Origin of the sequence: Micromonospora sp. NPDC051141 (assembly GCF_044455765.1) — a bacterium.
In the GTDB taxonomy this organism is placed as follows: domain Bacteria; phylum Actinomycetota; class Actinomycetes; order Mycobacteriales; family Micromonosporaceae; genus Micromonospora.
In genome coordinates this window covers 353,545-375,388 of sequence record NZ_JBITFD010000003.1, presented here as the reverse complement: position 1 = coordinate 375,388, position 21,844 = coordinate 353,545, and the positions used below count along the sequence as shown (strand labels likewise).

Sequence of the window (21,844 nt, the reverse complement as noted above, 5' to 3'; positions counted from 1 at the left end):
GCCGGCGGCACAGTTGCCTGTGCAGCGGTATGCCTCTCGGTCATAATTATGACCGAGAGGCATACCGCCCCAAAGTAACGGGTTCCCCTGCCACGGTGACGCTCAGTAACCAGGGAGCCCTTGCGCGAGTCAAGGGCCACCCGAGCCAAGGTCCGCGCGAGCTAGGCGAGCAGGTCCTTGCGCATCTGCTGGGTGACCACCTGGTAGCCCGACGTCCGGTAGAGCGTCGCGGCCCTCTCGTTGGCACCGAAGACGTTCAGCTCCAGAGCCCGGGCGCCCCGCTCCCGGGCCGCCCGCTCCCCCGCCGCGAGCAACGCCCGGCCCAGGCCCTGACCGCGGCGGTCGGCGTCCACCTCGATGTCGTAGATGAAGGCGCAGTGGGCGACGCCGCGCGGATGGGTCAGGCCGATCCACAGCCGGCCGATCGACGAACCGTCAGGCAACACGCCGATCAGGAGGAGCATGCCGGGCGTGGCCAGGCCGTCCGGCAGCAGGGCGGCGTTGGCCTCCCGCGCCCGGTCGAGCGCCTCCGCCTCCGTCCAGTTGCCGGCCGTCACGTGCTCCCGCGCGTACTCCACGGCCAGCTCGTTCTGCCAGCGGTCGAACTCCTCCGGGGTCATCGCGCGGACGGACACGGCCGGCTCAGTCACCGGCGGCCCGCCGACGCGCCTCACGCAGCTTCATGGCGTGCTCCAGCAACGTGATCAGCACCTCCTTGGCCGACTCGCGCTGACGTGCGTCGCAGAGCACCACCGGCACGCCCGGGTCCAGGTCGAGCGCCGCCTGGACCTCGTCGAGCCGGAACTGCCGGGCCCCCTCGAAGCAGTTCACCGCCACCACGAACGGCGTGCCCCGCCCCTCGAAGTAGTCGATCGACGGGAAGCAGTCGGCCAGCCGGCGGGTGTCGGCGAGCACCACCGCGCCGAGCGCGCCCAGCGCCAGCTCGTCCCAGACGAACCAAAACCGGTCCTGCCCGGGTGTGCCGAACAGGTAGAGCACCAGATCGTCGCTGAGCGTGATCCGGCCGAAGTCCATCGCCACGGTGGTGGTCGACTTCGCCTCCACCCCGGAGAGGTCGTCGATGCCGATCCCGGTCTCGGTCAGCACCTCTTCGGTACGCAGCGGCCGGGTCTCGCTGACCGCGCCGACCATGGTGGTCTTGCCGACGCCGAAACCACCGGCGATCAGGATCTTGATCGCGGTGGGCAGCGGCGCTGCTCCCGCCGGCCGCTCAGAGCGCCCGTAGTCCATTGATTACCGCCTCGAAAACATGCTCGTCGGGAAGGCCGGCGGGGGTGGCGCGCGGCTCGCGTACCTGCACCAGACTGCGGGCCGCCAGGTCTCCGAGGAGAACCCGGACCGTGCCCACCGGCAGGTCGAGATGGGCGGCGATCTCGGCCACGGAAAGGATCCGCTGACAGAGGCCGACTATCGCCACGTGCTCCGGGCCCAGCCCGGACTCCGACCCGACCTCGGCGCGGGTCGCGGTCACCAGGGAGATCAGGTCGAACGTGCCGGTCACCGGGCGGGCCCGGCCGCCGGTCACCGCGTACGGGCGGACCACCGGGCCCGCGTGGTCGTCGACCCACTCCTGCTCGGTGGACTCCCCCCGGCCTGTCATCGCGCCGTGTTCTCGCCGAGGGGCTGTTCCCGGGTGGGTGACGCGACGAACCGGCCGACCCGGGTGACCAGCATGGCCATCTCGTACGCGATCAGGCCGACGTCCGCGTCCTCCGCCGCCAGCACCGCCAGGCAGGCGTTGCGGCCGGCCGCGGTGACGAACAGGAAGGAGGACTGCATCTCGATGATGGTCTGCTGCACCTGACCACCGCCGAACCGCTTGCCCGCGCCCCGGGCGAGGCTCTGGATGCCCGCCGCCATCGCCGCCAGGTGCTCGCCGTCGTCCCTGCTCAACCCGCGGGACGAGGCCATCAGCAGTCCGTCGGTGGAGAGCGCCACGGCGTGTTCCGCCTGCTTGACCCGGCCGACCAGGTCATCCAGCAGCCACGCAAGATCCGCGCTCGAAGCCGTCTTCTGCGCCACTCGTCGTCCTCTTCTCCCCGGCTGGTGTGCCGTTCTCGTCCCGGATGCGTCGGCGTCGACGCCCGGTCAGGTGACCTGCTCGTTTCCGTCGGCCGGCCCGTCACCGGCCCCGTGCGCCCCGCCGAGCAGCCGCGCCGCGTCGGTGCGGCCACGTCGGGTTCCACTCTGGTAGGAGCTCATCATCCGGCGTACCTGCTCCGGCGCGCGTGCCGTGTCGTCCGCCCCGTCGTCGTCCGCCTCGGGCCGTTCGTGCCGCAGCTCGGGGACGAGGCTGGCCTGGCGTACCCGGACGGGCAGCCCGGCGTCGGTCTGCGGCGGCGGCGCCGCCTCGGCCGCGGGCGGGGCGGCGCGGTTCTCGACCACCGCCAGCTCCGCGGTCGGCCCGGCCACCGCGGGCTGCCGTTTGCGGGTACGCGCCGGCAGCCCGGACGGCGTCATCCGGGGCGCGGGCGGTGTCGGCTCGGCGTCCGGCGTACCGGTGTCGACCGGGCCGAACCCGCCGGTGGTGCCGTCCTCGCCCACCCGGACCACGACGGTCTCCTCGGTGGGCCGGCCCGATCCGTCGGGCGCCACGGCGGCCGGCGACGGCGCGGCGGCGTCGTCGCCGGCGTCGTCGGAGCCGCCCGGGTCGCCGGCGTCCGTGCTGATCAGCTCGCGCGGGATCAGCACCACCGCGGTCGTGCCGCCGTACGCCGACTCCCGGAGCTGCACCTTCACGCCGTGCCGCTCGGTGAGCCGGCTGACCACGAACAAGCCGAGCCGGGCGGCGTCGGCGAGGTTCAGTTCGGAGCGGTCCACGATGCGCGCGTTGGCGGCGGCCAGCTCGTCGCCGCTCATGCCGAGGCCACGGTCCTCGATCTCGAGGGCGAAGCCGTTGGCGACCAGTTGGCCGCGGACCTCCACGGTGGTCTGGGGCGGCGAGAAGGAGAGGCCGTTCTCGATCAGCTCGGCCAGCAGGTGGATCACGTCACCGACGGCGCGGCCGGTCAGCGACACCGCGCCGAGCGGCCGGACGGTCACCCGGGTGTAGTCCTCGACCTCGGCGACGGCGCCGCGCACCACGTCGACCATCGGCACGCTGCGCCGCCAGGCGCGGCCCGGCGTCGATCCGGAGAGCACGATCAGGTTCTCCGCGTTGCGCCGCATCCGGGTGGCCAGGTGGTCGACCCGGAACAGGTCCTCCAGCTCCTCGGCGTCGTGTTCCCGGCGTTCCATCGCGTCGAGCAGCGTGAGCTGGCGGTGCACCAGCGCCTGGGTGCGCCGGGCCAGGCTGAGGAACACGTCACGGACGCTGCGGCGCAGCTCGGCCTGCTCGACGGCGGTGCGGACGGCGGTCTCCTGCACGGCGTTGAACGCCTTGCCGACCTGGCCGATCTCGTCGTCGCCGAACTGCAACGGCGGCGCCTCCCGGGCGACGTCCACCTCCTCACCGTGCCCCAGCCGCTCCACCACGCTGGGCAGCCGCTCGTTGGCCAGCCGGAAGGCGGCCTCGCGCAGCCGTTCGAGCTGCCGGACCAGGGCGCGGGCCGTGGTGATCGAGACGATGACGGACGCGACGACGGCGATCAGGCCGAGACCGGCGGCGAGCACCAGCCGGATGATGACGCCGATGGCGACCGGGGTGGCCCGGGACACGATGTCCTCGCCGCCGGCGAGGATCACCCCGCGCAGGTCGGCCATCGCCCGGTCGGCGGCGGCCCGCCAGGCCGCGGCGGTGACCGGCGGGCGCACGTCCTCGCCCTTGGCCGCGAGCACCCGGTCCTGGAGCGTGCGGAGCTGCCCGAACGCCTCCCCCTCGACCATCTGCTGGTAGCGGGACCGGTCGGTCGGAGCGAGTTCCCGGGCGGTCCGGTCGGCGAGGAACCACTGGGCGCCGACCAGCCGGGCGAACGCGGTCTGCTCGGCGACGGTCAGCCGGTTGGCCGAGACCGCGCCGGTGAGCAGCGCGTCCTGTTGGGACAGCAGCTCACGGGAGCGGTTCAGGTCGATCAGCGCCGCGGTGTCCCGGGCGATCTGGTCGTCGTCGAGACCGCCGAGCGCGTCGAAGACGGCGAAGATGCCGTCCACCGCCTCGTCGTACGCGGTCAGCGTCGCGGTCCGGTCGATCGTCTTGCGGCCCACCTCGTCGCGGACCTGGACGAGCTGGCCGAGTTCGGCCTTCAGCTCGGCCAGCCGCTGCTCCAGCTCGTCGCTGGCCGGGACCTCGGTGCGCCAGTCCTGCACCGACGTCCACAGCGCGGTGGCCGCGCTGTCGGTGCGTCCGCGCTGGGCCTGGAGCTCCTGCAACTGCCCGGGGTCGGACTCGCCCAGGTAGCGCAGCGAGAGTCGGCGTTCGTTCTGCAGCTCCAGCAGCAGCGGGTCGCTCGGCTCGAAGACCCGCGCGTTGAGCGCCTGCACGCCGAGCAGGTTGAACCCGTCCCGTACGGTCACCCAGGCCGCGAACGCCCAGAGTGCGGTCAGCGACGCCAGCAGGGCGATGATCTTCGTACGGAGATTCGTACTGCGGGAACCCATCACACCGTCCTGGCCCGGTCTTCGGTCGGTCCGGAATCCGATCGACTCCGGCGCACGCTAGCAGCCGTCGTGAACTCCATTCAAGCGATCCTGATCATGGTGGGTGCCGGATGCGGCGACGCCCAGCCGGCACGCCCCGACGCGGCCAGTACCGCCGCACGCACGATCCGCGTCGGGCGGTAGAGGTCCTTGTCGTGCCAGAGTGCCGGACCGCCGTCACATCCGTCCAGCTCGGACAGTCGGGCCCGGCCCCGGGCCAGCGCCGCGGCGATCCGCGGGTCCCCGGCGCGGCCCGCGCCGGTCAGCGCGAGCACCGCGTACGCGGTCTCCTCGGCGGTGCCCTGCCAGCGCCCCCACGATCCGTCCGCCCGCTGGGTGTCCAGCAGCCAGCCGACGCCCCGCTCGACGGCGCTCCGGGCCGCCCCGTCGGGCGCGTGGTCGGCCAGCGCGAGCAGCACCGCGTACGTCGCGTAGTACGCCGAGGCGTGCCAGCGGTCCTCCCACCGTCCGTCCGGCTGCTGCCGCTCGACGAGCCAGTCGGCGACCCGGCGGCGGGCCGCCGTCACGCCGGGCCGGGTCGGGTGCTCGCCGAGCGCGTCGAGCACGTGCGCGTTGGTGGTCAGCGAGGCGCCGTCCTCCCCCGGCCAGGTGCAGAAGTGCCGTCCGGTGTCGTACCCGGCGAGCGGGGCGACACCGAGCGGCCGGCCCAGCCGGGCCAGCACGTAGAGCACCACGGAAGTGGTGTCGGCGTCGGCCGGCAACCCGGGCGCGGTGGCCGCGCCGGACGCGCCGACGGCGGCGCCCAACTCGGCCAGCACCGGCTCCGGCACCCGCAGCGGGACGCCGGCCCGGATCAGGGCGGCGAGCGCCCAGGCCCGTTCGAAGACGGTGATCGGGCTGGCGCAGGGCACCGGACCGGGGCGGCCGACCCCGCGCAGGTAGTCCAGGGCGGGGCCGGGCTCGGGCCGGCCGAGCCAGGCGGCCGTGGCGGCCGGGGAGGCGCCCACCGAGCCGCTCGCCGAGGGGCGGACCCCGGCCGCCCCGGGGGCCAACTCGCCGGCCACCTCCAGCGCGTGCGCCAGCTTCGCCGGGACCGGTCGGCCGGTGGCCAGCAGTCCGCGTACCCGGGTCAGCCGGACCGGGTCGAGACCGGCCGGCAGCGGCAGGCGGGGCCGGTCCGCCCACCCGGCCAGCCCGGGCGGCGGGCCCGCCGGGCCGGTGAGACGCCGGTCCACGGCGGTCAGCAGCGCCGGCACGATCAGGTCGGTGGCCGGCAGGTCGGGCGGGGTGTCACCGGGCAGCGCGGCGGCCAGGAACGCCAGGCCGCGGTGCGCGGCGGTGGCCGGCGCCGTGGCCGGCCCGCTCCGGTGCAGCTCGGTCAGCAGCGCCTCGACGGCGCTCAGCGTCGGCACCAGCGCGTAGCCGCCCGGCCCGCCCCAGCCGCCGTCCGGGCGCTGCCGGTCGAGCAGCCAGGCCAGCCGGGTGTCGTGGCCGGGCAGCCAGGGCGCCAGCGCGGCCAGCCGGCCGGTCTCGTAGATCGACGGCGAGGTCTGCCCCGTCGGGTCGTCCGCAAGCGCGTCGACGAGTTCCCGCGCGGGCCCGCTCCGGGTGGCGGGCTGGGCGGTGAGGCTCACCGCACGCCCCAGAAGTCGGTGTGCCGGTAGAACCCGGTGGTGAACCCGAGCTGGCGGGACAGGAAGTCGGCCTCCCGGGGCGCCTCGTCGGCCAGTTTCGCCAGCCGCGCCCGGCAGTGGTCGACCTGCTCGGCGAACCGCCGCTCGACCTCCGCCGGGTCGTCCACCAGCAGCAACGCGTTGAGGTCGCCCGACTCCGCGTCCCGGCGGTGCGTGCCGAGGTCGTTGACGAGGCGCAGCGCCCGCTGCACCTCGTCGCCGACCTCGATGAGTCGGTCCAGCGCGGCGGCGTCGGCGACCGATCCGGTGTGGATCCAGTGCGCCACGTTGACCACCGTGGCGGCGAGATTGTCCGCGTTGGCCAGGTACTCGGCGAGCGTGGGCCGGCCGGTGCGCCGCCACGTCCACTCGCGGGCCATCGCGTCCAGCGTGCGTTCCATGGTGGTGCGCCAGCGTCCGCGCAGGGCGGCGTAGCCGGGCGCGGCGGCGACGTCGTCGCGCAGTTCGGCGAGGAACCGGCCGAGCGGGTCGGTCGTCGACGCGCCGTCCAGCACGTCCAGGCAGGTCCGGGCGATCCGGTCCACCTCGGCGCGGCTGGTCGCCCGCTGGTCGACCAGCCAGTCGACGGCGAAGCCCCACAGCACCGCGCGGTTGGTGACCGCCAGTTCGGCGGCGGTGTGCCAGGGCGCGCTGAACGCCATCGCCGAGGCGATGCTGCCGAACAGCGTCGCGTCGAACGGGTCGGCGGGAAACAGGTCGGGGTGCGCGGCGGCCACCCGCCGCAGGCCACGCTGGCCGTGCGCGACGAGCGCGCAGATCCGGCCCTGTTCCGCCGCGGCGGTGATCGGATCCGGCGTCGGTCCGCCGGTCACGCCGGCTCCGCCCGGCCGGCCGCGAGCAACGTCAGCTCGACCCGCTCGCGGGGTCGCAGCGCCGCCGCCAGGCGCAACCAGGGCACGTCGGTGCGACGCAGCCGGAAACGGTAGCGGCTGAGCATCGTGGCGAGGATGAGCTGGGCCTCCAGATAGAACAGGTACATGCCGAGGCACTGGTGCGGGCCGCCGCCGAACGGGAAGTGGGCGTACCGGTGGCGGTCGCGGACCCGCTCCGGCCGGAACCGCTCCGGGTCGAACTCGTCCGGCCGGTCCCAGAACTGCCGCATCCGCTGGGTGATCAGCGGGCTGACCGCCATGGTGGCGCCGGCCTCGATCGGCACGCCGTCGATGACGTCGTCGGCGACCGCGCGGCGCGGGATGATCCAGCCGATCGGGTAGAGCCGCAGCAGCTCGTCCAGCACCATCCTGGTGTAGGTGAGGTGGTCCAGGTGCTCCCGGCGTACCGGGCCGTCACCGACCACGTCGTCGATCTCCGCGTAGAGCCGCTCGGCGACCTCGGGGTGCTGGTGCAGGTGCGGCCAGGCCCAGGTGAGCACGTTGATGGTGGTCTCAGTGGTGGCGGCGAACATGGCCACGGTGTCGTTGCGGACCTGCCGCTCGTCGAGCTGCCGGCCGTCGTCGGTGCGGGCCCGCCACAGGGTGGAGATGATGTCGTCGCCGGAGTCGGCGTCGTCGCGGGTCTGCCGGACGATCGGCACCAGCACGTCGTCCACCACGCGCACCGCACGGCGGAACGCCCGGTCGCCCGGCATCGGCAGCGACAGCGGCGCGAACGGTACGACGATGCGGGGAATGACCGCGGTGGCGATGCGGTCCTGGGCGTCGATCACGCGCATCGCGTCCGGCACCGAGATGCGGTCGGCGAAGAGCACCTTCATGATCGCCCGGCTGACGATGCGGGCCTGCTCGACGCCGATGTCGACCGGCCGCCCGGCGCGGTACGGCTCGTCCAGCTCGTCGACGGCGTCGGAGATGGCCTCGGCCATGCCGTCGATGAGCGCCTCCACCCGCTTGGCGGTGAACATCGGCTGCAACATCCGGCGGCTGGCGGACCAGACCTGCCCCTCGCCGAGGATGCCCTCGCCGAACAGCCGCTTGACCGGGCGCCAGAACAGTCCGTCGCCGGCCCGTTCGTAGTTGTCCGCCCGGTCGCGCAGCACGTGCTGGACGTGCCGGGGGTGGGTGACCAGGTACGGGCGGAACGAGCCGAGATTCAGCCGGACCAGGTCGCCGCCGGTGCGGTTGCCCACGTCGATCAGCGCGCGGGCCGGGTCCCGCAGGACGGCGGGCAGGATCTGCCGCAGCGGCACGACACGAGGCCGGCCGGTGGGCCGGGACAGGCCGGACGAATCGACCACCTGAACGCTCCCTCGGGTTGCTGAGGGTCGCTACCCCGTCTCGACCCGTGAACGTTGCTCGCGAGCATGCCATCCTGGACGTTGAATCAAAAGACGGCAACGAGGATATTTCACTTAACAACAATCTCTTTGTCGAGAATGGAGTCGGTGGGATATGCGTCACGCCGAAAGGTTTGCGGTGAGGCCGGGCCCTCGCTCAACACCTTCGGTATCGGCCGGAGCCCGCTTGACACCTGCCTCGCCGCCGCGGGAACGCGGGCGCGGGCGCGTCCGCTGTGCCAAGCTTCGGGAATGGACGACAAGACCATCCTGAGCCGGATCTCCGAACTCGTCGACGAGGAGCACCGGCTGCGCGCCGGCGCGCAGCAGCACGAGGCCGGCACCGACGACGAGGCCCGCGAGCGGCTCCGGCACCTGGAGGAGTCCCTGGACCAGTGCTGGGACCTGCTCCGCCGTCGCCGGGCGGCCCGGCAGGCGCACGGCGACCCGGACGCCCAGGGTGAGCGCCCGGTGCCGGAGGTCGAGCGCTACCTCCAGTGACCCGCGCGCCGGGCGGGCACCGCCGGCCGCAGGTACCGCCGAACCGACGTCCCGGGCGGGACGCAGCCCGCCCGGGACGCCCGCGGTTCAGCGGATTCCCGCCTCCCGCAGCAGCACCTCGGTCAGCGCCACCGGATCGGTGTCGGCGGCGGGCAGCCCCCGGGCGGTGAACCAGGCGGCCACCACGCGCACGTCGCGGGCCAGGAACTCGGCCCCCTGCGGGTTGGCCACCACGTCCACCACCTGCGGCAGGTCGATCAGGACCAGCCGGCCGGCGTGCACCAGGAGGTTGTACGGGGACAGGTCGCCGTGGGCGTACCCGGCCCGCGCCAGCACCACCAGGGCGTCGACCAACTGCTCCCACAGGTCGCGCAGCCCGTCGTCGTCCGGTCGGACCTGGGCCAGCCGGGGCGCGGCCTCGCCCGCCCCGGCGTCGCCCACGAACTCCAGCATCAGCTCGGTGCCGAGCAGCTGCACCGGGTAGGGCACGGCGATCCGCCCGGAGGCGGCGCCGATCTCCCACAGCCGGGACAGCGCGGCGAACTCGGCCGCCGCCCACTGCCCGGCGATCATCTGCCGGCCGAACGCGGTGCGCCCGGCCATCGCCCGCATCTCCCGCGACCGGCGTACCCGACGGCCCTCCAGGTAGCCGGCGTCGCGGTGGAAGAGCCGGTGCTGGGCGTCCCGGTAGCGCTTGACCGCCAGCAGGCAGCCCCGGTCGGTCTCCGGCACCGCGCGGCGGACCAGGTGGACGTCCGCCTCCTTGCCGGTCTTGAGCATCCCCAGCTCGGTGTCCCGGGCAGCCAGCTCGGTCACCAGCCAGGCCGGGTACGGCTCCGGGCCGTGGACGGCCTGGTCCCAGGAGGACCAGCGGTCCTCCGCGTCGGGCTCGGCGTCCGGGTCGGCGAGGGTCGGGGCCGGCCGGCCCCGCTTCAGGAAATCGGGTTCGTCGTCGTCGAAGCGGCTCTTGCCGCGGCCACGGCGCGGCTGCGCCGGGAAGTCGTGATCGCGCACGGGTGGATCTGTCCTTCGGTCGAGTCTGGTGGAGGCAGGTGGAACGACCCTGCAAAGACGGCCATGACCGACCTCCTCTCCTCGACCGGGCGACCCGGTTGCGCCCTCGCGCGGCACCATGCTCGCGGGCCGGTCCGGGCGGGGCAACCGATTTTTCCCGCTCAGCCCGCCAGCACGGCGGCCACGGCCGGGATCAGCCCGTCCTCCACGCGGGTCGGCGCGAAGCGGGGATCCGACCAGCGTCGCCCCCGGTGCAGCCAGACGCTGGGCAGGCCCACCGCGGTCGCGCCGCCGATGTCCGCCTCCGGGCTGTCGCCGATCACCCACGCGCCGCGCAGCGGCAACCGGGCCCGCTGGGCGGCGAGCGCGAAGATCCGGGGGTTGGGTTTGCTGACCCCGGCCTCCTCCGAGATCACCCAGTCGGCGACGTACCGGTCCAGGCCGGTCCTGCGGATCTTGGTCTCCTGCTGGCGTTCCGCGCCGTTGGTGACCACCACCGGCACCCAGCCCGCGTCGGCGGCGATCCGCAGCGCGCAGGCCACCAGCGGGTCCAGCCGCATGTGCGCCACCACGCCGTCGTGCAGCTCCTCGACCAGGTCGATCGACGGGATGCGCAGCCCGTACCGGTCCCGGATGGCGTCAGCCACGTCCCACCTGTTGGTCAGCCCGTCCGCGTCGACGGAGACCAGCCAGTCGAGGTCGACGGGCGGCGCGCCGATGCTCTCCAGGAAGCGTGCTCCCCAGGCGCGGAACGGCCCGTCGCGGTCCAGCAGGGTGTCGTCCAGAGCGAGCAGGAGCAACGGCACCTGAGCACCCTACGGGAACGCCCTGCGCACCGGCAGGGCCGGAGGCCGGTCAGGGTCAGGCGACGAGCGTCGCGCGGGCGGCCCCGGCGTCGGGCAGCCGGTCGAGCAGCATGGTGTGCGTCGCGCGGGTGGCCGCCAGGACCGCCGGGTCCAGCGTCGCCACCAGCACGTCCTCCCCGGTGTCCGCGCCCCGGGCCAGCGGCCGGCCCTCCGGGTCGTAGACCGCGGCGCCACCGTTGAACCGCCAGGGATCCGCGCCGCCGACCGCGTTGGCGAAGACCACGAACATGGTGTTGTCCAGCGCGCGGGCCGCGTAGTAGAGGTCCCGGCGGTGCGCCGAGCCGGCCAGGTAGCCGCTGGGGCAGAGGTAGCCGTGCGCGCCGTCGCCCGCCGCGGCCCGGCCGTGCTCCGGGAAACAGCCGTCGTAGCAGATGCCGAGGCCGAACCGCCACCCGTCGACCACCAGCGTGGCGCCCCGTCGGCCGGCGTCGAACAGCTCGCGTTCGCCGCTCCAGAGCTGCTGCTTGTCGTACGCCGCGGTGACCGTGCCGGTCGGGTCCACCACCAGCGACGAGATGGTGCGCCGCCGGTCCGGGTGACGGACCGCCGCGCCGATCACCACGGCGGCCCCGCCGTCGCGGGCGGCGGCGCGCAGCGGGTCCAGCCGGACGTCGTCGACCCGCCCGTCCGGGCCGGCGGTCACGTCCGTCCCGGCCGGGTCCGCGCCCAGCGTCGGCGGGTGGTACGCGGGCAGGAACAGCTCGGGCAGCACCACGACGCGGGCCCCGGCGGCGCGGCCGACCAGGCGGGCGGCGGCTCGCGCGTTCCCGGCGACGTCACCGGGCACCGGTTGCGCCTGCACGGCGGCGACGGTCAGCGGGGTCATCACCGGATGGTAGCCAACCCGCCTCGCAAGCCGTACGTACGGTTTGCGTCGGCCCCCGCCACCTGCGACGATCGCATCGTGCCCAGAGTAAGCCAGGACCAGCTCGACGCGCGCCGGCAGGAGATCCTCGCCGCGGCGCGGGAGTGTTTCGCCCGGCACGGCTACGAGGGCGCCACCGTGCGGCGGCTGGAGGAGGCCACCGGCCTCTCCCGGGGCGCAATCTTCCACCACTTCCGGGACAAGGACTCACTCTTCCTCGCCGTGGCCGAGGACGACGCCGCCGCCATGGTGGAGACCGTGGCCCGCAACGGCCTGGTCCAGGTGATGCGGGACCTGCTCGCCCGCGCGGTCTCCCCGGACACCACCGGCTGGCTCGGCAGCCAGCTCGAGGTCTCCCGTCGGCTGCGGACCGACCCGGCGTTCGCCAAGCGCTGGTCCGAACGCTCGGCGGCCATCGCCGAGGCGACCCGGGAACGGCTGCTCCGCCAGCGCGAGGCCGGCGTGCTCCGCGACGACGTGCCGATCGACGTGCTGGCCCAGTTCCTGGAGCTGGCCTACGACGGGCTGGTGCTGCACCTGGCGATGGGCCGGCCCGCCGGCGACCTGACCCGCGTGCTGGACCTGGTCGAGGAGGCCGTCCGCCGGCACTGACGTCTCGGTCCGGTAACTGGCCGCCCCACGGAGATCGACACTGGCGTACCTGCTCCACAATGAGCCGCGACCCCTCGCGACAGGAGCACAGCATGACCGTCCTCGCGGCCGACACCTGGGGCATCCCCGGCCCCGTCTTCCTGCGCTGGTATCTCGTCGCAGCCGTCGTCCTGGTCGTCGGCACGGCGGTGTACCGGTTCCGCGCGCTGGCCGGCACCCCGGTCCCGGACCACGGCTCGCTCGGCCCGCAGCAGGTCGCGTACCTCAACGGGGGCGACCAGCTCGCGGTCTGGACCGCGCTCGGCGGCCTGCGCCGGGCCGGCGCGGTGGGCGTGCATCCGGACCGGCGGCTGGCCACCGGCGGGCCGCTGCCGGCCGGGCTCACCCCGCTGGACCAGGCCGTCCACCACGCGGCCAGCCAGGGCCTGCGCGCCCGGGAGCTGCCCCGCGACGAGTGGGTCCGGCGCGCCCTCGACGAGCTGCGCGACGGCCTGGTCCGCCGCGGCCTGGCGCTGGACCCGGAGCGGCGCCGCACGCTGCGACGCGGGTCCACCCTGCTCGGCCTGCTGCTGGTGCTCGGCGTGGCGCGGGCCTTCTTCGGGCTGACCAACGGCCGGCCCGCCGGCTTCCTGCTCCTCACCCTGGTCCCGCTCGTCGTCGCGTTCCTGCTGCTCAACCGCGTGCCGTGGCGCACCCGGGCGGCCACCGCCGCGCTGCGCGACCTGCGCCGCCGGCACGCCGCGCTGCGTCCCGCCGCCGCGCCGGCGTACGCCACGTACGGCCCGTCGGCCACCGCCATGGCGGTGGCGCTGTTCGGCACCGCCACGCTCTGGACCATGGATCCGGGCTTCGCGGAGCAGGCCGAGATCCAGCGCCAGGCGATGGGCACGGCGGGCAGCTCCGGCAGCTCGTGCGGCGGCTCCTCGTCCTGCTCCGGCGGCTCCTCCTCGTGCTCCGGCGGCAGCTCCTGCGGCGGGGGTGGCGGCTGCGGGGGCGGCGGCGGGTGCGGCGGATGACCGGCCCGTCCGGCGTCGGCATCGGCTGGCGGCCCGAGATCGCCGGCTTCGTGGCCGACCTGCCGGGACTGCGCTTCGTCGAGGTGGTCGCGGAGGCGGTCGCGCCGGCCGGGCCGCTGCCCGACGGCCTGACCGAGCTGCGCGCCCGCGACGTCACCGTCGTACCCCACGGGGTGCGTCTCTCGCTCGGCGGCGCGGAACCGGTCGACCCGGCCCGGGTGGCGCACCTGGCCGCGGTGGCCACGGCGCTGGAGGCGCCGCTGGTCAGCGAGCACATCGCGTTCGTGCGGGCCGGTGGCCTGGAGGCCGGCCACCTGCTGCCGTTGCCCCGCAGCCGGGAGGCGGTGGCCGCGGTGGTGGCCAACGTCCGGCGGGCGCGGGCGGAGCTGCCGGTGCCGCTGGCGCTGGAACCGATCGCCGCGCTCTTCGACTGGCCCGACGACGAGCTGGACGAGGCCGACTTCCTCACCGAGATCCTCGACGCGACCGACGCGCTGCTGCTGCTCGACGTCGCCAACGTGCACGCCAACGCGCGCAACCGGGGTGGCGACCCGACCGCGCTGCTGGACCGGCTGCCGCTGGAGCGGATCGCCTACGTGCACGTGGCCGGCGGGGCCGAGGCCGGCGGCTTCTACCACGACACGCACACCGATCCGGTGCCCGCCGAGGTGCTCGACCTGGTCCGGGAGCTGTGCGCCCGGCGCCGCCCACCGGCGCTGCTGCTGGAACGCGACGGCCACTACCCGCCCGCCGCCGAACTGCGCGGCGAGCTGGACGCGCTCGCCGCCGCGTCCGGGTACCCGGTGGTCACGTGAGCGGCGACCTGGCGGCCCGGCAGGCCGAGCTGGTGGCGACGCTTGTCGCGGGCGGGCCGCTGCCGCCCGGCTTCGCCGCCGCGCCGGTCGAGGCCGCCCGTCGGGCGCTGAGACGCAAGCGCGCCGGCGACGTGGCCCGGCACTGGCCGCTGCTCGCCGCCGGCCTCGGCGCCGACTGGCCGACGGTCTTCGTCGACTGGGCGGCCGGCCGCCCCACCAACGGCTCGCTGCGCGACGGCTGGGACCTGGCCCGCGAGCTGCGGGACCGGGGCACGCTGCCGCCGCTGGGCGCCGAGGAGCTGGCCGGGCGCGAGGCCGCGAACCGATACGACGGCCGCGGCACGCCCCGACGCCGCCGCCTCCCGGCGCTCGCCCGCACCGGCGGCGCCGTCGTGGTCCAGTTCGCCGGCCGGGTACGCCTGCTGCGCCCCGCCCCGCGCTGACAGGTCCGCACCCGATGCGGCAGGATCGGGCCCATGGATCTCGGACTGGCCGACCGGGTGTACGTGCTGACCGGCGCCTCCGGCGGCCTCGGTCTCGCCACCGCCCGGCACCTCGTCGCGGACGGCGCCCGGGTGGTGGTCTCCGCGCGGGCCCCGGAACGGGTGGCTGCCGCCGTCGAGGCGCTCGGCGGCCCGGCGCGGGCCATCGGGCTGACCGCCGACCTGGCCGACCCCGGCACTCCGGAGCGCCTCGTGGCGGCGGCCCGCGAACACTTCGGTCGGCTCGACGGCGCGCTGGTCTCGGTGGGCGGGCCGCCCGGGGGCACCGCCGCCGAGGTCACCGACGCGCAGTGGCGGGAGTCGTTCGAAACGGTCTTCCTGGGCAGTGTCCGGCTCGCCCGTACGGTAGCCGACGCGCTCACCGACGGCGGCGCGATCGCCCTGGTGCTGTCCACCTCGGTGCGCGAGCCGCTGGCCGGGCTGGGCATCTCCAACGGCCTCCGACCGGGCCTGGCCGGGGTGGCCAAGGACCTGGCCGACGAGTACGGTCCGCGCGGCGTACGGGTGGTGAGCCTGCTGCCCGGCCGGATCATGACCGACCGCAACCGGGACCTGCTGGCCGCCTCCGGCGACGCCGACCGGGCCCGCGCCGCGGCGGAGGCGGCGATCCCGCTGGGCCGCATCGCCGAGCCCGCCGAGTTCGGCCGGGTGGCCGCGTTCCTGCTCTCCCCCGCCGCCAGCTACGTCACCGGGGTCACCGTGCCGGTCGACGGCGGTGCGCTGCGTGGCCTGTGACGGCACGTCGACGTCCTCGCGGCCCGGCGCCGGCGCGGTGACGCGCCCGCGCCCGCGGCCCAGTGCTGGCCCGCGCCCGCGGCACAGTGCCGGCTCGGTGACGCGCCCGCAGCCCGGGACCGCACGGCGGTGAACGACCGACGCCGCCCCGCCGGCGGGCGACCCGAACCCGCGACCGGTCCCGCCGCGCCCGCCCGGCGTCACCCGCGACCCAGTCGGGAGCAGCTCGCCGCGGCGGCCGACCGGCTGCTGCCCGACGTGCTCGGGCCCGGTCTGGACGTGCTCTTCGTCGGCATCAACCCGGGCCTGTGGTCGGCGGCCACCGGCTGGCACTTCGCCCGCCCGGGCAACCGGTTCTGGCCGGCGCTGCACCGGGGCGGGTTCACCCCGCGCCTGTTGCACCCCAGCGAGCAGGACGAGCTGCCCGCGCTGGGATTGGGCATCACGAACATGGTGGCCCGCGCCAGCGCACGCGCCGACGAGCTGACCGCCGCGGAGCTGGTCGAGGGCGCACGCGTGCTCACCGGCAAGGTCGAGCGTCACCGACCGCGCTGGGTGGCGGTGGTCGGGGTGACCGCGTACCGGATCGGTTTCGCCCGGCCGAAGGCCGGCTTCGGGCCGCAACCGGAGCCACTCGGGCCGGCGCGGCTCTGGGTGCTGCCCAACCCGAGCGGGCTGAACGCGCACTTCACCCCGGAGACGCTCGGCGCCGCGTTCGGTGAACTGCGCGCGGCGGTCACCGGCGGATAGCGCCTTCCGGCGCCGCCGCGGCCGGGCGGGTCACCGGCGCCCGGGGCGGAACGCCGAGCGCCGGCTCCGGTGGAACAGGCCGCTAGTTGGCCGTCGCCGGCGGCATCGTCTCCTGCGCGACGTACGTGCCCATCGGCACGGTGGTCACCACCGGCTCGGGCTGCTCCGGCTCCGCGTACGGGACCGGCGAGTCGGTGACCGCGAACTGGGTCCGGTACAGCTCGGCGTAGAGGCCGCCGACCGCCACCAGCTCGTCGTGCCGGCCGCGCTCGACGATGCGGCCCTCGTCGAGCACCAGGATCTGGTCGGCGTCGCGCACGGTGGAGAGTCGGTGCGCGATGACCAGCGCGGTGCGCCCGGTCAACGCCACCGACAGCGCCCGCTGCACCGCCGCCTCGCTCTCCGAGTCGAGGTGCGCGGTGGCCTCGTCGAGGATCACGATCGACGGGGCCTTGAGCAGCAGCCGGGCGATGGCGATGCGTTGCTTCTCGCCGCCGGAGAAGCGGTAGCCCCGCTCGCCGACCGTGGTGTCGAGCCCGTCCGGCGTGGCCCGGACCAGGTCGGCGACCTGCGCACCGGCCAGCGCCGCCCAGATCTCGTCGTCGTTGGCGTCGGGCTTGGCGTAGCGGAGGTTGTCCCGGATCGTCTCGTGGAACAGGTGCGAATCCTGGGTGACCACGCCGATCTCGTCGCGCAGCGAGGCGAGCGTCGCGTCGCGCACGTCGACGCCGCCGACCAGCACCTGGCCGTCGCTGACGTCGTAGATCCGGGAGATCAGCATGGACAGCGTCGACTTGCCGGCGCCGGACGGGCCGACCAACGCCACCATCTGCCCGGGCTCGACGGCGAACGAGACGCCCTTGAGCACCGGCTCGTTCACCGTCCGGTCCAGCGTGGCGACCTCCTCCAGCGAGGCCAGCGACACCTCCGCGGCGCTCGGGTAGCGGAAGCGCACGTCCCGGAACTCGACCCGACCGTTGCGGGGCGGCACCGGCACCGCGTCGGGCTTCTCCGCGATGGCCGGACGCAGGTCGAGCACCTCGAAGACGCGGTCGAAGGAGACCAGCGCGCTCATCACGTCGACCCGGACGTTGGACAGCGCGGTGAGCGGGCCGTAGAGGCGGGTCAGCAGCAGCGCCAGCTTGACGACGGTGCCCGCGCTGACCGCGCCGGTGACCGCGAGCCAGCCGCCCACGCCGTAGGTCAACGCCTGGGCCAGCGAGGCGACCAGCAGCATCGCCACGAAGAACGTGCGCGAATACATGGCGGACTGGATGCCGATGTCGCGCACCCGCTCGGCCCGACCGGCGAACCGTTCGGCCTCCACCTCGGGTGCGCCGAACAGCTTGACCAGCAGCGCGCCCGACACGCCGAACCGCTCGGTCATGGTGGCGTTCATCTTGGCGTCGAGGTCGTAGGACTCGCGGGTGATCTCGGCCAGCCGACGACCGACCCGGCGGGCCGGGATGATGAAGATCGGCAGCAGCACCAGCGCCAGCACGGTGATCTGCCAGGACAGCACCAGCATCGCCCCGGCGGTGAGCACGAGCTGGATGACGTTGCTGACCACCCCGGACAGCGTCGAGGTGAACGCGCGCTGGGCGCCGAGGACGTCGTTGTTGAGCCGGCTGACCAGCGCGCCGGTCTGGGTGCGGGTGAAGAACTGCAACGGCATCCGCTGGACGTGGTCGTAGACCCGGGTGCGCAGGTCGAGGATGATGCCCTCGCCGATGCGGGCCGAATACCACCGCTGGGCCAGCGAGAACAGCGCGTCGGCCACGGCCAGCGCGGCGATGATCAGGGCGAGCCGGACCACGGTGTCACGGGCGTCGGGACCGCGGCCGGCGATCGCGTCGATGACGTCACCGGCGAGCAGCGGGGTGGCCACGCCGATCACCGCGGCGACGATCACGGTGAGCAGGAAGACGACGATGTCGCGCCGGTAGGGCTGGGCGAACGCGACGATCCGCCGGGCGGTGCCGCGCTTGAGCCGGTGCGCGGAGACCTCGTCGCGGTTGCGCAGCGACCGGAGCATGCTCCAGCCGCCCATGCCGCCGCCGGCCATCGGGTTGGACACTCGTCACCTCCGGGTCGTCGGGCAGCACGGACCGCCGGGGTCAATTCTCCCGACGCCTGTGACAACCTCGCGAGTAACCCAGATCTTCCCCCGGGGTCCTTACCGCTACTCGCCGCGCCCGGCCAGGTCCCGGATCCGGCGGGTCTGGGCCTCCCGCTCGGCGCGCTGCTGCTCGGCGTGCGAGCGCCCGGCCGCGCCGGCGAGCAGCGCCTTGATCTCCACGACGGCGTCCCGGCTGTTGGCCAGCAGCCCGGCGGCCAGGTCGCGCACCGCGGCGTCCAGCTCGTCGGTGGGCACCACGAGCGTGGCCAGGCCGATCCGGTCCGCCTCGGCGGCGTCCATCCGACGGCCGGTGGCACAGATCTCCAGGGCGCGGGAGTAGCCGACCAGCTCCACCAGGCGGCGCGTGCCGGCCAGGTCGGGGACCAGCCCGAGCGTCACCTCGGCCATCGAGAGCTTCGCGTCGGCGGCGAGCACCCGCAGGTCGCAGGCGAGCGCGAGCTGGAGGCCGGCGCCGATCGCGTGGCCCTGCACGGCGGCGATCGAGACGACGTCCGGCCGGTGCAGCCAGGTGAAGCCGGCCTGGTAGGCGGCGATCCGCTCGGCGCACTCGGACTCGGAGAGCGTGGCCAGCTCGGCGAAGGAGCCCGGCCCGGAGGCACCGGCGACCGCGAGGTCCAGGCCCGCGGAGAAGGCCCGCCCCTCGCCGCGTACGACGACGACCCGGACGTCACCGGGCAGGTCCCGGGAGAAGTCGCTCATGGCGCGCCACATCGCCGGGGTCTGGGCGTTGAGCACGTCGGGCCGGCACAACGTCACCGTCGCGACCGGCCCGTCGCAGTCGAGTCGAACTCCGGTCGTCTCGGTGGTCACCGGACCACCCGGAGCGCGACGCTGATGGACGACGCTGGGGGGCGGGTCACGCCTTCTTGCGGCGCCGGGCACCGCCGCGCTGCCGCAGCTGCACCCCGGACTCGGTGAGCACCCGGTGGATGAACCCGTACGAGCGGCCGGTCGAGGCCGCCAGCGCACGAATGCTCTCACCCCCGGTGTACCGCTTTACCAGGTCTTTGGCGAGCGTCTGACGCTCGGCCCCGACGATCCGGCGACCCTTCTCAGTGCTGGTGGCTGTGCCGGTGGCTGCCATGCTGATTCCTCACGTCCCAGACTGTGCGGTTCGGATACGGTCCCACCTATTAGACCGCCTCGAACGATCATGCGCCAGATATCAACTATTCGCCAACCGACACGCTACGCAATGTCAGCTTCCCGATAGAGTGATCCTCCCGGCCGTCCGATCCGTACCGACCGGGTCGTATCGTGCCCCGGGTGACCGACCTGATCGCCGTCGCGGCCGGCGCCGCCGGAGTGTTCGCCGCCACCAACCTCGACGACGTCGTCGTGCTCACCGTGCTCTTCGTGGCGTCCCGGACCGACGGCCGGCCGCGTCCCTGGCAGATCGTCGCCGGTCAGTACGCGGGCATCGGCGCGCTGGTCGCCGTCGCGGTGGTGGCCGCCGCCGGGTTGCTGGTGGTGCCCGACCCGTGGCCCGGGCTGCTCGGGCTGCTGCCGATCGCGCTCGGCGTCCGCGCGCTGCGGAACCGGGCCGGGGACGACGGCCCGCCGGTGGTCGTCGGCACCCTGTTCGGCGTCGCCGGGGTCACGGTGGCCAACGGCGCCGACAACATCGCGGTCTACGTGCCGGTCTTCCGCGCCCTCGACCCGTTCACCGGCCTGGTCTGGTTGCTGGTCTTCGCCGTGCTGGTCGCCGTCTGGTGCGCCGTCGCCGCCGCGCTCGGCGGCCACCCCCGGGTGGTGTCGCTTGTCGGCCGCGCCGGCCACTGGCTGGTGCCGGCGATCTTCGTCGTCATCGGCGCGACCATCCTGCTCACCTCCGGCGTCCTCCCCCGCCTCGCCGGCCTGCTCGGCTGAACCGCGCCGCCGGCCGCCGACCCCGGGTCAGGCCAGCTCGACCAGTTCCAGCAGGTCGTCGGACCAGGCGTCCTCGTCGCCGTCGGGCAGCAGGATGGCGCGGTCCGGCTTGAGCGCGCTGACCGCCCCCGGGTCGTGGGTGACCAGCACGATCGCGCCCGGGTAGCGGGCGATCGCGTCGAGCACCTGCTCCCGGCTGACCGGGTCGAGGTTGTTCGTGGGCTCGTCCAGCAGCAGCACGTTGGCCCCGGAGCAGACCAGCGTGGCCAGCGCCAGCCGGGTCTTCTCGCCACCGGAGAGCACCCCGGCCGGCTTGTCGACGTCCTCGCCGGAGAACAGGAACGCGCCGAGGATCTTGCGCAGGTCGGTGTCGGTCTGGTCGGACGCGGCGCTGCGCATGTGCTCCAGGATCGTCCGGTCCACGTCAAGCGTCTCGTGCTCCTGGGCGTAGTAGCCGAGCCGCAGGCCGTGCCCGGGGCGCACCTCGCCGGTGTCCGGCTCCAGCAAACCGCCGAGCATCCGCAGCAGCGTGGTCTTGCCGGCGCCGTTGAGCCCGAGGATGGCCACCCGGGAGCCCCGGTCCACCGCGACGTTCACGTCGGTGAAGATCTCCAGCGACCCGTACGACTTGGACAGGCCGCTGGCGGTCAGCGGCGTCTTGCCGCACGGCGCCGGGCTGGGGAAGCGCACCTTGGCCACCTTGTCGGCGACCCGGACCTCGTCCAGGCCGGAGAGCAGCCGTTCGGCGCGGCGGGCCATGTTCTGCGCGGCGACCGTCTTGGTGGCCTTGGCCCGCATCTTGTCCGCCTGCGCCATCAGCGCGCCGGCCTTCTTCTCCGCGTTGGCGCGCTCCCGGCGGCGGCGGCGCTCGTCGGTCTCCCGCGCCTCCTGGTACGCCTTCCAACCCAGGTTGTACGTGTCCACGACGGCCCGGGTGGCGTCCAGGAACCAGACCTTGTTGACCACGGCCTCCAGCAGCGACGCGTCGTGGGAGATCACGATCAGGCCGCCCTTGTGGTTGGCGAGGAAGCCGCGCAGCCAGGTGATCGAGTCCGCGTCGAGGTGGTTGGTGGGCTCGTCGAGCAGCAGGATGCCGCCGCCGTTCTCGCCGGCGTCCCGGAACAGGATCCGGGCCAGCTCGATGCGGCGGCGCTGACCGCCGGAGAGCGTGCCGATGGTCTGCGCCAGGGCGCGGTCGGGGAGGCCGAGGTTGGCGCAGATCCGGGCCGCCTCGGCCTCGGCCGCGTAGCCGCCCAGCGAGGCGAACTGGTCCTCCAACGCGCCGTAGCGGCGGACCAGCCGCTCGTCGTCGGCGCCCTCGGCGAGCTTCTCCTCCAGCTCCTTCATCTGCGCCATGAGCACGTCCAGGCCGCGTGCGGAGAGGACCCGGTCCCGGCCGGTGACCTCCAGGTCGCCGGTACGCGGGTCCTGCGGCAGGTAGCCGATGGCGCTGCGCCGGTCGAGCTGCCCGGCGTACGGCTGGCCCTCCCCGGCGAGCACCTTCAGGGTGGTGGTCTTGCCGGCGCCGTTGCGGCCGACCAGGCCGATCCGGTCGCCCGGCTGCACCCGCAGGGTGGTGTCGGACAGCAGGATCCGGGAACCGGCGCGCAGTTCCAGGCCGGTGGCAGTGATCATTTCGGAGTACTCGCTCTCGGGGTCCGGAAGGGCTGACTC

Annotated in this window: 23 protein-coding genes; 8 read left to right on the top strand and 15 right to left on the bottom strand. The window is 74.5% G+C overall.

Annotated elements, in window-relative coordinates:
- Nucleotides 1–161 precede the first annotated feature (161 nt).
- From ACIA6B_RS07050 to ACIA6B_RS07015, 8 genes are all read right to left on the bottom strand, one after another.
- Nucleotides 162–650 (bottom strand): GNAT family N-acetyltransferase, encoded by a 489-nt coding sequence (locus tag ACIA6B_RS07050; RefSeq protein WP_396771774.1) that lies wholly within the window; start codon nt 648–650, stop codon nt 162–164.
- Nucleotides 643–1,251, bottom strand: a complete 609-nt coding sequence (locus ACIA6B_RS07045; protein ID WP_107162530.1) for an ATP/GTP-binding protein — start codon at nt 1,249–1,251, stop codon at nt 643–645. Before ACIA6B_RS07045 ends, ACIA6B_RS07050 begins: the two co-directional genes overlap by 8 nt.
- Complete coding sequence (locus ACIA6B_RS07040; protein ID WP_107162529.1) at nt 1,232–1,621, bottom strand: DUF742 domain-containing protein; 390 nt, start codon at nt 1,619–1,621, stop codon at nt 1,232–1,234. Before ACIA6B_RS07040 ends, ACIA6B_RS07045 begins: the two co-directional genes overlap by 20 nt.
- Entirely contained in the window at nt 1,618–2,043 is a 426-nt protein-coding gene (locus tag ACIA6B_RS07035) for a roadblock/LC7 domain-containing protein (RefSeq protein ID WP_091573440.1), read from the bottom strand. Before ACIA6B_RS07035 ends, ACIA6B_RS07040 begins: the two co-directional genes overlap by 4 nt.
- Before the next feature lie 66 nt (nt 2,044–2,109).
- Nucleotides 2,110–4,557, bottom strand: a complete 2,448-nt coding sequence (locus tag ACIA6B_RS07030) for a nitrate- and nitrite sensing domain-containing protein (RefSeq protein WP_396771771.1) — start codon at nt 4,555–4,557, stop codon at nt 2,110–2,112.
- An 80-nt stretch (nt 4,558–4,637) separates the two neighbouring features.
- A complete protein-coding gene (locus tag ACIA6B_RS07025) occupies nt 4,638–6,191 on the bottom strand; it encodes a prenyltransferase/squalene oxidase repeat-containing protein (protein WP_396771769.1) in 1,554 nt (517 codons plus the stop codon).
- Nucleotides 6,188–7,063: a terpene synthase family protein gene (locus tag ACIA6B_RS07020; protein WP_396771767.1), complete on the bottom strand. Its 876-nt coding sequence runs from the start codon at nt 7,061–7,063 to the stop codon at nt 6,188–6,190. Before ACIA6B_RS07020 ends, ACIA6B_RS07025 begins: the two co-directional genes overlap by 4 nt.
- Nucleotides 7,060–8,397: a cytochrome P450 gene (locus tag ACIA6B_RS07015; RefSeq protein ID WP_396772086.1), complete on the bottom strand. Its 1,338-nt coding sequence runs from the start codon at nt 8,395–8,397 to the stop codon at nt 7,060–7,062. Before ACIA6B_RS07015 ends, ACIA6B_RS07020 begins: the two co-directional genes overlap by 4 nt.
- A 339-nt stretch (nt 8,398–8,736) precedes the next feature.
- On the opposite strand from ACIA6B_RS07015, the gene ACIA6B_RS07010 reads away from it, so the two are divergent.
- Nucleotides 8,737–8,985 (top strand): DUF2630 family protein, encoded by a 249-nt coding sequence (locus ACIA6B_RS07010; protein WP_107162524.1) that lies wholly within the window; start codon nt 8,737–8,739, stop codon nt 8,983–8,985.
- An 87-nt stretch (nt 8,986–9,072) separates the two neighbouring features.
- On the opposite strand, the gene ACIA6B_RS07005 is transcribed toward ACIA6B_RS07010, so the two are convergent.
- The 3 genes from ACIA6B_RS07005 to ACIA6B_RS06995 form a co-directional block, all read right to left on the bottom strand.
- Entirely contained in the window at nt 9,073–9,999 is a 927-nt protein-coding gene (locus ACIA6B_RS07005; RefSeq protein WP_396771765.1) for a serine protein kinase RIO, read from the bottom strand.
- A 161-nt stretch (nt 10,000–10,160) separates the two neighbouring features.
- Nucleotides 10,161–10,805, bottom strand: a complete 645-nt coding sequence (locus ACIA6B_RS07000; RefSeq protein ID WP_396771763.1) for an HAD family hydrolase — start codon at nt 10,803–10,805, stop codon at nt 10,161–10,163.
- Nucleotides 10,806–10,860: 55 nt separating this feature from the next.
- Entirely contained in the window at nt 10,861–11,691 is an 831-nt protein-coding gene (locus tag ACIA6B_RS06995) for a carbon-nitrogen hydrolase family protein (RefSeq protein ID WP_396771761.1), read from the bottom strand.
- 78 nt (nt 11,692–11,769) lie between these two features.
- Between ACIA6B_RS06995 and ACIA6B_RS06990 the strand changes: the two genes are divergently transcribed.
- The 6 genes from ACIA6B_RS06990 (at nt 11,770) to mug (ending at nt 16,161) form a co-directional block, all read left to right on the top strand.
- Entirely contained in the window at nt 11,770–12,342 is a 573-nt protein-coding gene (locus ACIA6B_RS06990; protein WP_396771759.1) for a TetR/AcrR family transcriptional regulator, read from the top strand.
- 92 nt (nt 12,343–12,434) lie between these two features.
- Entirely contained in the window at nt 12,435–13,358 is a 924-nt protein-coding gene (locus ACIA6B_RS06985) for a TIGR04222 domain-containing membrane protein (RefSeq protein WP_396771757.1), read from the top strand.
- On the top strand, nt 13,355–14,173 hold the full coding sequence (locus ACIA6B_RS06980; RefSeq protein ID WP_396771755.1) for a DUF692 family multinuclear iron-containing protein: 819 nt from the start codon (nt 13,355–13,357) through the stop codon (nt 14,171–14,173). Before ACIA6B_RS06985 ends, ACIA6B_RS06980 begins: the two co-directional genes overlap by 4 nt.
- Entirely contained in the window at nt 14,170–14,616 is a 447-nt protein-coding gene (locus ACIA6B_RS06975; RefSeq protein ID WP_396771753.1) for a hypothetical protein, read from the top strand. Before ACIA6B_RS06980 ends, ACIA6B_RS06975 begins: the two co-directional genes overlap by 4 nt.
- A 33-nt stretch (nt 14,617–14,649) precedes the next feature.
- Nucleotides 14,650–15,411: an SDR family oxidoreductase gene (locus ACIA6B_RS06970; RefSeq protein WP_396771751.1), complete on the top strand. Its 762-nt coding sequence runs from the start codon at nt 14,650–14,652 to the stop codon at nt 15,409–15,411.
- 129 nt (nt 15,412–15,540) lie between these two features.
- Nucleotides 15,541–16,161: a G/U mismatch-specific DNA glycosylase gene (gene mug / locus ACIA6B_RS06965; protein ID WP_396771749.1), complete on the top strand. Its 621-nt coding sequence runs from the start codon at nt 15,541–15,543 to the stop codon at nt 16,159–16,161.
- 82 nt (nt 16,162–16,243) lie between these two features.
- Here mug and ACIA6B_RS06960 read toward each other — a convergent pair whose 3' ends face one another.
- The 3 genes from ACIA6B_RS06960 to ACIA6B_RS06950 form a co-directional block, all read right to left on the bottom strand.
- The gene (locus ACIA6B_RS06960) at nt 16,244–18,226 is read right to left on the bottom strand and encodes an ABC transporter ATP-binding protein (RefSeq protein WP_396772085.1); all 1,983 of its coding nucleotides are present in this window, start codon (nt 18,224–18,226) and stop codon (nt 16,244–16,246) included.
- 117 nt (nt 18,227–18,343) lie between these two features.
- Nucleotides 18,344–19,111, bottom strand: a complete 768-nt coding sequence (locus ACIA6B_RS06955) for an enoyl-CoA hydratase/isomerase family protein (RefSeq protein WP_396771747.1) — start codon at nt 19,109–19,111, stop codon at nt 18,344–18,346.
- A gap of 46 nt (nt 19,112–19,157) precedes the next feature.
- Nucleotides 19,158–19,385 (bottom strand): helix-turn-helix domain-containing protein, encoded by a 228-nt coding sequence (locus ACIA6B_RS06950; RefSeq protein WP_007072022.1) that lies wholly within the window; start codon nt 19,383–19,385, stop codon nt 19,158–19,160.
- A gap of 182 nt (nt 19,386–19,567) precedes the next feature.
- On the opposite strand from ACIA6B_RS06950, the gene ACIA6B_RS06945 reads away from it, so the two are divergent.
- Complete coding sequence (locus ACIA6B_RS06945) at nt 19,568–20,170, top strand: cadmium resistance transporter (RefSeq protein ID WP_396771745.1); 603 nt, start codon at nt 19,568–19,570, stop codon at nt 20,168–20,170.
- A 27-nt stretch (nt 20,171–20,197) separates the two neighbouring features.
- On the opposite strand, the gene ACIA6B_RS06940 is transcribed toward ACIA6B_RS06945, so the two are convergent.
- Nucleotides 20,198–21,805 carry an ABC-F family ATP-binding cassette domain-containing protein gene (locus tag ACIA6B_RS06940; RefSeq protein WP_396771743.1) on the bottom strand — a complete coding sequence of 536 codons (1,608 nt, stop codon included), beginning with the start codon at nt 21,803–21,805 and terminating at the stop codon, nt 20,198–20,200.
- Nucleotides 21,806–21,844 lie beyond the last annotated feature (39 nt).